This window comes from Gordonia sp. SGD-V-85 (assembly GCF_001456905.1).
Taxonomy (GTDB): domain Bacteria; phylum Actinomycetota; class Actinomycetes; order Mycobacteriales; family Mycobacteriaceae; genus Gordonia; species Gordonia hongkongensis.
This window is the reverse complement of the sequence record NZ_LNQO01000005.1, coordinates 218,406-230,189: the sequence shown is the minus strand read 5'-3', so window position 1 is coordinate 230,189 and position 11,784 is coordinate 218,406. Positions and strand designations below refer to the sequence as shown.

The window sequence follows — 11,784 nt, the reverse complement described above, 5'->3', positions numbered from 1 at the left end:
TAGAGGGCATGAAGAACATCGGTTTCCTGTCGTTCGGTCACTGGTCGGACGCCCACGGGTCCCAGGTGCGGTCCGGCGCGGACACGCTGCTGCAGTCCATCGACCTCGCGGTGGCCGCCGAGGAGCTCGGCGCCGACGGTGCGTACTTCCGCGTCCATCACTTCGCACGGCAACTCGCATCGCCGTTCCCGCTGCTTGCGGCGATCGGCGCCAAGACCAGTCGCATCGAGATCGGCACCGGCGTCATCGACATGCGCTACGAGAACCCGCTGTACATGGCCGAGGACGCCGGCGCCGCGGATCTCATCTCCGGCGGCCGGCTGCAGCTCGGGATCAGTCGTGGGTCCCCCGAGCAGGTCATCGACGGCTACAAGTACTTCGGCTACGTCCCGCCCGAGGGGTCGACCGATGCGGACATGGCGCGACAGCACACCGAGGTGTTCCTGAAGGTCATCGAGGGCGGCGGTTTCGCCACGCCGAATCCCCGTCCGATGTTCCCCAACCCGCCGGGACTCCTGCCCATCGAGCCGCAGTCCCCCGGCCTGCGGGACCGCATCTGGTGGGGCGCCGGGACCCGGGCGACCGCGGAATGGACCGCCCAGCAGGGCATGAACCTGATGAGCTCGACGCTGTTGACCGAGGACACCGGGGTGCCGTTCCACCAGTTACAGGCCGAACAGATCCAGCGGTTCCGCAAGGCCTGGGCCGATGCCGGACACCCGCGTGAGCCACGAGTATCGGTGAGCCGCAGCATCTTCGCCATCGTCGACGACCGAGACCGCGCCTACTTCGGCCGCGGCGGCGCCGAATCCGATCAGGTCGGCGTCATCGACAACAGCGTCGCCCGCTTCGGACGCAGTTACGCCGATGAGCCGGACAAGCTGATCGAGCAGTTGCGCGAGGACGAGGCGATCGCCGCGGCCGACACCCTCTTGCTGACCGTGCCGAACCAACTCGGGGTCGAGTACAACGCACACGTCCTCGAGTCGATCCTCACGCACGTCGCACCGGCTCTCGGCTGGCGCTGACCTCCGACGACCCGCGGTCCTGACGAAACCGCCACACCGGGTCGTCTCGCTGACCTAACGTCACCGGGGTGTCCGGCGTCCACGTGCCAGGCATGTCCCGAGTCCACGACCCGCTGGACGCGAATGGAGTTCCACGAATGTCCGAAGTCATCGTCGTCGCCACCATCTCCCCCAAACCCGGTGAGGAACAGGCCGTGCGGGAGGCCGTGCTCGCCGCGATCCCCGAAGTCCACGGCGAGCCGGGATGCGGGAAGTACGCGTTGCACGAGGCCACCGGCGACTCGACCGACCTGGTGATGATCGAGCGCTGGGAATCCACGGAGGCCCTGGCGACGCACGGCTCCGCTCCGGCGCTCACCGCGCTCGGCAAGGCGATCGGGGGCCTGCTTTCCGGACCGCTGGACGTCCGGACCTTCACCGCCGTTCCTGCAGGTCAGCCGGACAAAGGCACCATCTGACCCACCGCGACATCTGCCCCCATCCGACCTGTCGGGTGGGGGCTTCGCGCATTTCCGCGGCCAGTGTTGTTGATTCCCCTGCCGGGCGCGTGCTAGACCGGTATAACGATCGTTAGATAAAGTACGCCGCGCGAAGCGGTGCGCTGCGCCGTGACCCGCTCCCGAGAGGAACCCTCATGCCCGAAGCCGTCATCGTCGACGTCGTCCGCCTCGCGTCCGGAAAGGGCAAGCCCGGTGGCTCGCTGTCGGAGACCAAGCCCGTCGAGCTCCTCGCGCATGTGCTGCGCTCCCTGGTCGAGCGCAACGACCTCGATCCGGCACTCGTCGAAGACGTGATCGGCGGCTGCGTCGGTCAGGCCGGCGAGCAGGCCCTGAACATCTCGCGGACCGCGCTGCTGTCCGCCGGCTTCCCCGAATCCGTACCCGCCACCACCGTCGACCGGCAGTGCGGATCGAGCCAGCAGGCCGCCCACTTCGCCGCGCAGGGCATCATCGCCGGCGCCTACGACGTGGTGATCGCCGCCGGCGTGGAATCGATGAGTCGCGTCCCGATGGGCTTCACCACCGCCGGGCGCAGCCCCTACGGCCCGAGCATCGAAGCACGGTACCCGGATGGACTTGTCGGACAGGGCATCTCCGCTGAACTGGTCGCCGCCAAGTGGAAGTTCGACCGCGACACGCTCGACGCCTTCGCCGCGCAGTCCCACCAGCGTGCCGCCGCGGCGGCCGGCGAGGGCTTCTTCGATCGCGAGATCCTGCCCATCGACGTCGCTGACGCCGACGGCACGACGTTCACGCACAAGACCGACGAGACGGTGCGCGCGACCACCACTCCCGAGGGCTTGTCGGGCCTGAAGCCGTCGTTCTACAGCGAGGACTTCGCGGCTCGCTTCCCGGAGATCAACTGGCACATCACCCCCGGTAACTCGTCGCCGCTGACCGACGGCGCGTCGGGCGCACTGATCATGAGCGACGTCATGGCCTCGAAGCTGGGCCTGACCCCCCGCGCACGGTTCCACTCGTTCTCGGTCGCCGGCGACGATCCGATCTTCATGCTGACCGCTCCCATCCCGGCCACGCACAAGATCCTCGCGCGCTCGGGACTGTCCATCGACGACATCGACGCCTACGAGGTCAACGAAGCCTTCGCCTCCGTGCCCCTGGCCTGGGCCCACGAGTTCGGCGCCGACCCGGCCAAGCTGAACCCGCGGGGCGGCGCGATCGCGCTGGGCCACGCGCTCGGATCGTCGGGCACCCGCCTGCTGGGCACGCTCGTCAACCATCTCGAGGCGACCGGTGGCCGGTACGGCCTGCAGACCATGTGCGAGGGCGCGGGCATGGCCAACGCCACCATCATCGAACGTGTCTGAGCCGGCCCGGGCGGTTCCCGCCCGGAAATTCACGATCGAGACCGACGGTCTGGACTGGCGGCTGCGCGAACAGGTTCCGCTGCCGGCCACTCTCGTCGCGGCGAAACACGCGTTCTATGAACGCGGTTACCACGGCACCTCGATCCGCGACATCGCCTCGCGAGCGGGGGTGTCGCTGCCGACGCTGTACTACCACCACGACAACAAGCTGGGGATCCTGGTCGAACTGCTCGAGGCGGCGATGACCGCTGTGCTCGCGTGGGTGGGTGCGGCCATCGAGTCCGGACGGACGCCGAGCGAGCAGCTGTCCAACGCGATCGAGTCGATCGTCCTGCACATGACCAACGACGTCGAACTCGCCAGCGTGGCAAGCGAGTTCCGCCACCTCGACGTCGAGGATCCGCGACGGGAGACCTACGTCGCGATGCGGACCGAGACCGAGGAGCTGCTCGCCAGTGTCATCGAGCGTGGCGTCGAATCCGGTGAGTTCCACTTCGACGACGACGTGAAAGACGTGCTGCGCTACCTGTTCGGCGCATGCCAGGCGATCACCACCTGGTACCGCCCCTCGGGTGCCCGGACACCGGCCGAGGTCGCGGCGTCGTATGCGCTGCTCTCACTGCGCGTCGTCGGCGCGCGCGACGCCGACCAGAACGACAACTGACCGACCGACAACTCCTGAACGACGATCGAGTAGAGCAGAAAGGCAGAAGCCATGAAACGCACCATCTTCGAAGACGAGCACGAGGCCCTGCGGGAAACCGCGCGGCAGTTCCTGCAGCGCGAATGCGCCCCGTACACCGAGGAGTGGACGCGAGCCGGTCAGGTCGATCGCATCGCATTCAAGAAGGCCGGTGACGCAGGTCTTCTCGGATTCAACATCCCCGAGGAGTACGGCGGCGGCGGTGCCATGGACGACTTCCGGTTCAACGCCGTGGTGGTCGAGGAGTTCGCGAAGTTCGACGGCGCGGCACCCGGCCTCAGCCTGCAGAACGACGTCGTCGCACCGTACTTCGTGCACCTCGCCAACGACGAGCAGAAGAAGCGCTGGATGCCCGGGATCGCCACCGGCGAGACGATCCTCGCCGTCGCGATGACCGAGCCGGGCGCGGGCTCCGACCTGGCGGGCATCAAGACCTCGGCCAAGCTCGAGGGCGATCACTATGTCCTGAACGGCAACAAGACGTTCATCTCGTCGGGCATCAACTCCGACCTCGTCGTCGTGGTCTGCCGGACCAACCCCGATCCCGAGGCGGGCCACAAGGCGTTCTCGCTGCTCGTCGTCGAGCGCGGCATGGAGGGCTTCGAGCGCGGCCGCAAGCTCGACAAGATGGGCCTCAAGGCCCAGGACACCGCCGAGCTGCACTTCAACGACGTGCGCGTGCCGGTCGAGAACCTGCTCGGCCAGGAGGGCATGGGCTTCTACCACCTCATGCAGAACCTGCCGTCGGAGCGGCTGTCGATCGGCATCGGCGCCATCGCCGGTGCGCGTGCGATCTTCGACGAGACCCTGCAGTACACCAAGGACCGCAAGGCCTTCGGCCGCCCGATCGGCACTTTCCAGGCGAACCGCTTCTCGCTCGCCGAGATGGCGACCGAGCTCGACATCGCCGAGGTCTACATCGACCGCTGCCTGCAGGGCGTTCTCGATGGTGAACTGAACGCCGTCGACGCCTCGAAGAACAAGTGGTGGTGTACCGAGCTCGCCAAGCGGGTCATCGACAGCTGCCTCCAGCTGCACGGCGGCTACGGCTACATGAACGAGTACCGGGTTGCCCGCGCCTACACCGACGCTCGTATCCAGACGATCTTCGGTGGCACCACCGAGATCATGAAGGACATCGTCGGCAAGAGCCTCGGCGTCTGAGTTCTCGCAATCGTCGACAGCCCGGGGCACGCGCCCCGGGCTGTCGGTGTATCCGGGCCCGCTCAGGTGGCGTCGGGCCGTCAGCCCTGCTCGGCACCCACCACACGTAGGTGATCGACGACCTGCTGCACGGCGGACCGCGAACGCGGACGGGCGAGCGCCTCGTACACCCGTGCGGCGCGAACTCCCTTGAGCACCAGCCGTTTCACCTTCGGATGGCGGACCGCGAAGCGCGGCATCAGCGCGATGCCGTGCCCATGGGCGACGAGCGCCTCGATGGTGGTGAAGTCCAGCATCCGCTGCGTGACCCGCGGCGCCACTCCGGTCGCCGCCGAGATCGACACCAGCACGTCATCGACCGGGAACCCGCCCTCGACACTGATCCAATCGTGGTCGGCCAGTTCGGTGACCGCGACCTGATCTCGTGTGGCCAACTCGTTGTCGGCCGCGACGATCACGTCGACCGGTTCGCGCATCAGCTCGGTGACCCGGACCCGGGGCACGTCGATCGCCGGCGTGCGTTCGTCACGGTGGGTGACGACGATATCGTGGTCGGCGAGAGCCGGTGCCGCGTCGTGGTATCCGACGTCGAGATGGACCGCGTGTACGTCGATGCCCGATGCGGTGGCCCGCTCCAGGACCGCCGGCAGCAGCAGGGTCGCACCGGACGGGAACATCGCCAGGCGGACCCGGGCCTTGCCCGACCGATACGACGACATCTCCTCCTGCGCCCGATCCACCGCCGCGATCACGTCATCGGCGCGCAGCACGAGCGCACGCCCCGCCTCGGTCAATCGGATTCGGCGGCCATCGGGTTCGAACAACGCGACACCGGCCTCCTCGGCCAGGACCTTCAGCTGTTGCGACACCGCCGACGGGGTCATGTGCATCGCCTCGGCGACCGCGCCGATCGACTCCCGGTCGGCGAATTCCCGCAGCAGCCGCAGACGCCGGACTTCCATGCGACAACGGTACTCAGGCCCACGTCGTCGTCAGGCGGTGCCGTGGGTCACGGCATGACCTCCGGGGTGGAATGTCCGAGCGGTCCGATCCGTTGGTGGGGGCATGGCATCACAAGACATCACCCTGGAAACCTTCGAGGACACCATCGCCTCGGACGGCATCGTCCTCCTCGACTTCTGGGCCGGCTGGTGCGGCCCGTGCCGACAGTTCGCGCCCGTCTTCGAGAAGGCCTCCGAAGCACACTCCGACATCGTGTTCGGCAAGATCGACACCGAGGCCGAGCAGCAGCTCGCCGGCAGTCTCGGAATCCGTTCCATCCCGACGCTCATGGCATTCCGGGACGGGATCCTGGTCTTCAACCAGCCCGGTGCACTACCTGCGGCTCAGCTCGAGGAACTGATCGGCGCCGTCGAGGGGCTCGACATGGATGACGTGCGGGCGAAGGTCGCCGCGGCGCAGGAGTAACCGTTCAGAGAAACTGAATAGTTATTCCGGTTAAATTCGATTGTCCTTCACATCGTCCACGCCGACGATGGGGCCATGTCCACTCGTGATCGCCTCCTCGCGTTGTTCGTCGTCCTGCTCTGGGGACTGAACTTCATCGCGATCCGAGTCGGGCTGGACCACTTCCCGCCGTTTTTCCTCGCCGCGATGCGATTCGCGGTGATGGCGATACCGGTCATGTTGTTCGTCCGGTTCCCCAAAGTTCGCCTGAAGTGGTTCCTGCTGTACGTCGCCGGCTTCGGCAGCGTGCAGTTCATCATGCTGTTCCTGGCCATGGACCTGGGCATGCCGACCGGGCTCGCCTCGCTGGTCCTCCAGACCTCGGCGCCCTTCACGGTCATGCTCGGCGTGCTGTTCCTCCGCGAACGGATGACGACCGGACAGATCCTCGGCCTGGCGGTCGCGGTCCTCGGCATGGCGGTCATCGCGATCGACCGGATGCGCGGCAGCGACCTCGGCGTGGCCGCTCTGCTCCCGATCGGTCTCACCGTGCTCGGTGGTCTGAGCTGGGCAGCGGGCAACATCGGGGGCAGACTCGCCCGTCCCGACGACTCCTTGCGGATGACGTTGTGGATGGCCGTCGTCGCCACTCCGCCGCTGTATGCGGTGAGCTTGATCGTCGAGGGACCCTCCGCCGGCTTCGACGCGCTCGCCACGCTCGGTACCGAGAGTGGACTCCGTGCCCTGGGTGGCCTCGCCTACCTCGCGATCTTCGGCACCGTCATCGGTGCGGGTCTGTGGACCACGCTGCTGGGACGCAACGACGCAAGCCGGGTGTCGCCCATGTCGCTGCTCGTGCCCGTGGTTGGGATCTCGGCAGCATTCTTCGTTCTCGGCGAAGTCCCCAGCGTCGGGGAGATCGTCGGTGCGGTCATTGTCGTCGCGGGGTGCGCTGCCGGGGTGATGGCCCGGCCGCGAACCCGTAGGCGCCCGACCGTTCCAAGTGCCACCCCGGCGCCGGCCGATTCCGTGTCGGCGGTGACGGGCGCTCGGGAGGGCGCCGGAACACCGGTGCGCTCAGGCGGCTGAGCTGGACCCGGCCGGCGGAAGGGCCTCGCGCACCACCGCGCACAGACGGTCGACCGCGGCCCGGGCACCCGGACTGATCAAGGTCATGTTGACGAACCCGTGGATCATCGCGCCCTCTCGCCGGACCGTGACCGGCACGCCGGCCTCCTCGAGCCTGCGCGCGTACGCGAGGCCCTCGTCACGCAGCGGGTCGAAGCCGGCGACCATGACATGCGCGGGCGGGAGACCGCTGAGATCGTCGGCAAGCAGTGGCGAGCAGCGCGGGTCGCTCCGCTGCGCGGCGTCGGGCAGGTAGCGATCGGTGAACCAGCCGATGCCGTCGGCGGTGAGGAAGTACCCCGACGCGAACTCCCGGCGCGAGGGTGTGTCGGCGGCCTGGTCGGTCACCGGGTAGATGAGCAGCTGGAAAGCCGGGGTGACCGCTTCGCCACGGACCTCCCGGGCGACGACGGTCGCGAGATTTCCGCCCGCGCTGTCACCGGCGACGACGATCCGCGCCGGATCGAGACCCCACCGCGGCGCCACCTCGACAGCGAAGCGCCACGCCGCCACCGCGTCCTCGACGGCCGCGGGGAACGGGGCGTCGGGGGCCAACCGGTAGTCGACGGAGAGCACGTCGAGGCCGGTGCCATGTGCCAGACGCCGGACGAAGGTGTCGTGGCTGATCCGGCTGCCGGTGACGAAGCCGCCGCCGTGGAAGTAGACGAGCAGCCCGGCCGAGTCGGTGGTGGAGCGATACCGGGTGGCCGGGATCGGGCCGGCGGGTCCGTCGATGACGAGGTCCTCCTCCACCGCCATGGGCGGCAGCGCCTCGGCCATGGCGGCGCCGACCTCGTCGGTCTGCGCACGCGACTGCGCCACCTCGCCCTGGAAGGGATTCAGCCCGGGCACGTTGTCGTTGGCCCAGCCGATCGCGGCAAGCTCGGGGGCGACCCGCTCACCGTCGGAGTTGACCGGTGCCCGTCGCCCCAGAACGGCCAACGCTCCGGCCGGGATTCGTGCGACGGCGAGCAACAGTCCGCGTTGCACTCGGGCGGGCAGGGACAGGCGCAGATGGGTGTCGCGACTCACAGCCGCCGAGCCTACGCGGCGTCGGCGCACGGCACGACCACTCCCGTCGGATCGGCCTGTGACACACTCGTGCGCATGCCCGACCGACTCTCTTCCGCCGGTTCCGCAACCCGCACGAACACCCGTGTTCCCGCCCGTACCGCCGTCGCCCTGGGTGCTGCGGCCGCGGCCCGGTGGGCGTCGCGCACCGCGGGACGGGGCAAGGGGTCGATGATCGGCGGGCTGGTCGCCGCGAAGATCGACCCCCAGATCATGGGTCGGCTCGCCGCGGGCAAACGCACCGCGATCGTCACCGGCACCAACGGGAAGTCGACGACCACACGGATGACCGCGGCCGCGATGGCCGAACTCGGCGAGGTCGCCACCCAGGCCGACGGCGCCAACATGGACGCCGGCATCATCGCGACGCTGACCCTGAGCCGGACGGCGCCGTTCTGCTCGCTCGAGGTCGACGAACTGCACGTCCCGCACGTCAGCGACGCCGTCGACCCCGAGGTCCTCGTGATGCTCAACCTCTCCCGGGATCAGCTCGACCGAGTCGGGGAGATCAACATGATCGAGCGTCGGCTGCGTGAAGGCATCGCACGTCATCCCGAGACCACGGTGATCGCCAACTGCGACGACGTCCTGGTGACGTCGGCCGCCTTCGACGCCCCGGACGTGGTCTGGGTCGCCGCCGGCGCGAGCTGGGTCGGCGATTCCGTCAGCTGCCCCCGTACCGGCGAGCCCATCGTCCGTTCCGAGGAGGGGTGGCGGTCGACCGGCGACGACAACTTCCGCCGCCCCACCCCCGACTGGTGGTTCGACGACGAGAACATCTACGGCCCCGACGGTTTCAGCGCTCCCCTGGAGCTCGCGGTGCCGGGCAGGGCCAACCGCGGCAACGCGACCCAGGCGGTGGCCGCGGCCGTCGCGATGGGCGCCGACCCGCGCAACGCGGTGGCCGCCGTCGGCACCGTCGGCGAGGTCGCCGGCCGGTACGGCATCCACCAGGTCGGAAACCACTCCATCCGAACACTTCTCGCGAAGAACCCGGCCGGATGGCAGGAAGCGATGTCGATGATCGACCAGGACGCCGACGGGCTGGTGATCGCGGTCAACGGCCAGGTGCCCGACGGCGAGGACCTGTCCTGGTTGTGGGACGTGCGCTTCGAGGCATTCGAGACCATGCAGGTCGTCGCGGCCGGCGAGCGCGCCGCCGACCTGTCGGTCCGGCTGCTCTACGCGGGCGCCGAACACACCACCATCCCGGATCCCATGGCCGCCATCGCATCCTGCCCGCCGGGACGCGTCGAGGTCCTGGCGAACTACACGGCGTTCCGCGATCTCGGCACCGCCCTGGAACGCGCAGCACGATCACGGAAGGCGGAGCAGTGAGCGAATCGACCCTGCGGATCGGCCTCGTCCTGCCCGACGTCATGGGTACCTACGGGGACGGTGGGAACGCCCTCGTCCTGAAGCGCCGCGCACTGATGCGTGGCATCGACGCCGAGGTCATCCACATCACCCTCGACGATCCGGTCCCCGACTCGCTCGACGTCTACACCCTCGGTGGCGCCGAGGATTACGCGCAGCGGCTCGCCACCCGGCACCTGACGCGCTACCCGGGTCTGCAGCAGGCGGCGGCGGCCGGACGGCCGGTGCTGGCCATCTGCGCCGCCATCCAGGTGCTCGGCCACTGGTACGAGACATCGGCGGGCGAACGCGTCGACGGCATCTCCCTGTTCGATCTCACGACGGCGCCCCAGGCGGAGCGGAGTATCGGCGAATTGCTCGTCGATCCGACCCTCCCAGGACTGTCACAGTCCCTCACCGGTTTCGAGAACCACCGCGGCGGAACGACTCTCGGGTCCGACGCGGCCCCACTGGGTCGGGTACGGCACGGCGTGGGCAACGGCGTCGGCGACGGCACCGAGGGCGTCGTCCAGGGCAGCGTCATCGGCACCTACATGCACGGTCCGGCACTGGCCCGCAACCCCGAACTCGCCGATCACCTCCTGGCCACCGCGCTCGGCGTCGAATCCCTTGCCCCGCTTGACCTCCCCGAGGTAGACCGGCTCCGCCGGGAACGCCTCGCCGCGGGACGGCGTCGGTAACGTCGACGACGGCCTTCCGCTGACCGAGGGCTCCCTCAAGCACTCTCGATCCCCGCCGACCGCGCCGCCGCGGTGAGTACGTCGACGACCATCTCCACAGTGAGCCGTCCGGTGAAGGTGTTCTGCTGGCTCACGTGGTAGCAGCCGAAGACCTCGAGTTCGGCACCGTCGCGGACGAGGGTGGTGGAGACACCGTGACCGAACTTCGGCATCGGCTTCGGGACCGTCCAGCCGAGCCTCGCGAAGGTACGAAGCGTTGACTGCCAACCGAATCCACCGAGTGTCATCACGGAACGGACCGTCGGCGCGAGCAACTCGAGTTCGGCGTGCAGCCAGTACGAACAGGTGTCGCGCTCTTCGACCGTCGGCTTGTTCTGCGGTGGTGCACAGTGGACCGGTGCGGTGATCCGCGTGTCGAACAGCTCCAATCCGTCGCCGATCGCGACCGAGAGCGGCTGGCTCGCAAGGCCGGCGCGATACAGCGCCGAGAACAGGACATCGCCGCTGCGGTCACCCGTGAACATGCGCCCGGTCCGATTCCCGCCGTGCGCCGCGGGGGCGAGGCCGACGATCAGCAGTCGCGCATCCGCCGGACCGATACCGGCCACCGGCCTCCCCCAGTACTCCTCGTCGGCGTACGCGCGTCGCTTCTCCTGCGCGACCAACTCCCGCCATTCGACGAGGCGCGGGCATGCACGGCACTCGATCAGCTGCGCGTCGAGCTCCGCCAGATCACGGAAGCGTCGTCGGGTGGCCATCCCTCGACACTAACCGCGGCGTCCGCTCGGCATCCCGGTCGGCCGACGGGACCGTCAGTCCGAGACCCCTCAGTCCAAGCCGGCTCAGTCCAGTACGACGCACCGTTCTCGCGTGCGATCCACGCCGAACCAGCCGCGCTCGAACTCCTGCCACGCCTGAAGATGACCTCGCGCGTCCTCGCCGTCGCGGGCGACCGTCCGCTCGAGCCGTTCGCTCGGGGTCCCGCCGTCGAGCCACAGCGCGTGGGACAGGCGGCCGGCGATCCGGCGCCGCGCCGACGACACCCCTTCGATGATCAGGAGCGGCTGCCACTCGATCCACACGCGGGGCCCGGGGGCCGGGACGCCGTCCTGCCACACGCGGGGCCGGTACCGGTAGTCGCGTCGTCGGGTGAAGGGGTGCAGCACATCGGTTTCCAGCTCCGGCCACCACGCAACCGGATCGTCCCACGTCGCGAAGTCGTCGGTGCGGACCAGGGTCACCCCGACTCCCCGAGCGCGCAGGTCCGCGACCAGGAGATCGGCGATCGTCGACTTGCCCGCTCCGGACGGTCCGTCGATCGCGACGATCCCGGCGTCGAGGCGAGCGGCCAGTTCGGTCACACGGGCGCGGGTCTGCGGGCTCACCAGATCAGGGTGG

13 protein-coding genes are annotated in these 11,784 nt (G+C 68.8%); 9 read left to right on the top strand and 4 right to left on the bottom strand.

Annotated elements, in window-relative coordinates; all coding sequences use genetic code 11:
• Nucleotides 1-8 precede the first annotated feature (8 nt).
• From AS181_RS08065 to AS181_RS08045, 5 genes are all read left to right on the top strand, one after another.
• Nucleotides 9-1,028, top strand: a complete 1,020-nt coding sequence (locus AS181_RS08065; RefSeq protein WP_058251059.1) for an LLM class flavin-dependent oxidoreductase — start codon at nt 9-11, stop codon at nt 1,026-1,028.
• 137 nt (nt 1,029-1,165) lie between these two features.
• Nucleotides 1,166-1,486 (top strand): putative quinol monooxygenase, encoded by a 321-nt coding sequence (locus AS181_RS08060; protein ID WP_058251058.1) that lies wholly within the window; start codon nt 1,166-1,168, stop codon nt 1,484-1,486.
• A 176-nt stretch (nt 1,487-1,662) separates the two neighbouring features.
• Complete coding sequence (locus AS181_RS08055) at nt 1,663-2,856, top strand: thiolase family protein (RefSeq protein WP_058251057.1); 1,194 nt, start codon at nt 1,663-1,665, stop codon at nt 2,854-2,856.
• Nucleotides 2,849-3,520: a TetR/AcrR family transcriptional regulator gene (locus AS181_RS08050; RefSeq protein ID WP_058251056.1), complete on the top strand. Its 672-nt coding sequence runs from the start codon at nt 2,849-2,851 to the stop codon at nt 3,518-3,520. Before AS181_RS08055 ends, AS181_RS08050 begins: the two co-directional genes overlap by 8 nt.
• 51 nt (nt 3,521-3,571) lie before the next feature.
• Nucleotides 3,572-4,723: an acyl-CoA dehydrogenase family protein gene (locus AS181_RS08045; RefSeq protein WP_058251055.1), complete on the top strand. Its 1,152-nt coding sequence runs from the start codon at nt 3,572-3,574 to the stop codon at nt 4,721-4,723.
• A gap of 80 nt (nt 4,724-4,803) precedes the next feature.
• Here the strand turns inward: AS181_RS08045 and AS181_RS08040 are convergent, their stop codons facing one another.
• On the bottom strand, nt 4,804-5,685 hold the full coding sequence (locus tag AS181_RS08040) for a LysR family transcriptional regulator (protein WP_058251054.1): 882 nt from the start codon (nt 5,683-5,685) through the stop codon (nt 4,804-4,806).
• Between the two features lie 103 nt (nt 5,686-5,788).
• Between AS181_RS08040 and trxA the strand changes: the two genes are divergently transcribed.
• Nucleotides 5,789-6,151 (top strand): thioredoxin, encoded by a 363-nt coding sequence (trxA, locus tag AS181_RS08035; RefSeq protein WP_058251053.1) that lies wholly within the window; start codon nt 5,789-5,791, stop codon nt 6,149-6,151.
• Nucleotides 6,152-6,226: 75 nt separating this feature from the next.
• Nucleotides 6,227-7,219 carry an EamA family transporter gene (locus tag AS181_RS08030; protein WP_058251052.1) on the top strand — a complete coding sequence of 331 codons (993 nt, stop codon included), beginning with the start codon at nt 6,227-6,229 and terminating at the stop codon, nt 7,217-7,219.
• Here the strand turns inward: AS181_RS08030 and AS181_RS08025 are convergent.
• Nucleotides 7,208-8,290 (bottom strand): alpha/beta hydrolase, encoded by a 1,083-nt coding sequence (locus AS181_RS08025; protein WP_058251051.1) that lies wholly within the window; start codon nt 8,288-8,290, stop codon nt 7,208-7,210. The genes AS181_RS08030 and AS181_RS08025 overlap by 12 nt on opposite strands.
• Before the next feature lie 75 nt (nt 8,291-8,365).
• On the opposite strand from AS181_RS08025, the gene AS181_RS08020 reads away from it, so the two are divergent.
• Both AS181_RS08020 and AS181_RS08015 read left to right on the top strand, forming a co-directional pair.
• Nucleotides 8,366-9,667 (top strand): Mur ligase family protein, encoded by a 1,302-nt coding sequence (locus AS181_RS08020; RefSeq protein ID WP_058251050.1) that lies wholly within the window; start codon nt 8,366-8,368, stop codon nt 9,665-9,667.
• Complete coding sequence (locus AS181_RS08015) at nt 9,664-10,386, top strand: type 1 glutamine amidotransferase (RefSeq protein ID WP_058251049.1); 723 nt, start codon at nt 9,664-9,666, stop codon at nt 10,384-10,386. Before AS181_RS08020 ends, AS181_RS08015 begins: the two co-directional genes overlap by 4 nt.
• A gap of 35 nt (nt 10,387-10,421) precedes the next feature.
• Here AS181_RS08015 and AS181_RS08010 read toward each other — a convergent pair whose 3' ends face one another.
• Together AS181_RS08010 and AS181_RS08005 are read right to left on the bottom strand one after the other, a co-directional pair.
• Nucleotides 10,422-11,144, bottom strand: a complete 723-nt coding sequence (locus AS181_RS08010; protein ID WP_058251048.1) for a uracil-DNA glycosylase — start codon at nt 11,142-11,144, stop codon at nt 10,422-10,424.
• An 84-nt stretch (nt 11,145-11,228) separates the two neighbouring features.
• On the bottom strand, nt 11,229-11,771 hold the full coding sequence (locus AS181_RS08005; protein ID WP_091344307.1) for a uridine kinase family protein: 543 nt from the start codon (nt 11,769-11,771) through the stop codon (nt 11,229-11,231).
• Nucleotides 11,772-11,784 lie beyond the last annotated feature (13 nt).

What these genes read in the sequence shown, in the direction of transcription:
- AS181_RS08055 (WP_058251057.1), top strand. Translation starts at nt 1,663, where the DNA reads ATGCCCGAAGCCGTCATCGTCGACGTCGTCCGCCTCGCGTCCGGAAAG.
- AS181_RS08065 (WP_058251059.1), top strand. Translation starts at nt 9, where the DNA reads ATGAAGAACATCGGTTTCCTGTCGTTCGGTCACTGGTCGGACGCCCAC.
- trxA (WP_058251053.1), top strand. Translation starts at nt 5,789, where the DNA reads ATGGCATCACAAGACATCACCCTGGAAACCTTCGAGGACACCATCGCC.
- AS181_RS08020 (WP_058251050.1), top strand. Translation starts at nt 8,366, where the DNA reads ATGCCCGACCGACTCTCTTCCGCCGGTTCCGCAACCCGCACGAACACC.
- AS181_RS08060 (WP_058251058.1), top strand. Translation starts at nt 1,166, where the DNA reads ATGTCCGAAGTCATCGTCGTCGCCACCATCTCCCCCAAACCCGGTGAG.
- AS181_RS08045 (WP_058251055.1), top strand. Translation starts at nt 3,572, where the DNA reads ATGAAACGCACCATCTTCGAAGACGAGCACGAGGCCCTGCGGGAAACC.
- AS181_RS08030 (WP_058251052.1), top strand. Translation starts at nt 6,227, where the DNA reads ATGTCCACTCGTGATCGCCTCCTCGCGTTGTTCGTCGTCCTGCTCTGG.
- AS181_RS08040 (WP_058251054.1), bottom strand. Translation starts at nt 5,685, where the DNA reads ATGGAAGTCCGGCGTCTGCGGCTGCTGCGGGAATTCGCCGACCGGGAG.
- AS181_RS08010 (WP_058251048.1), bottom strand. Translation starts at nt 11,144, where the DNA reads ATGGCCACCCGACGACGCTTCCGTGATCTGGCGGAGCTCGACGCGCAG.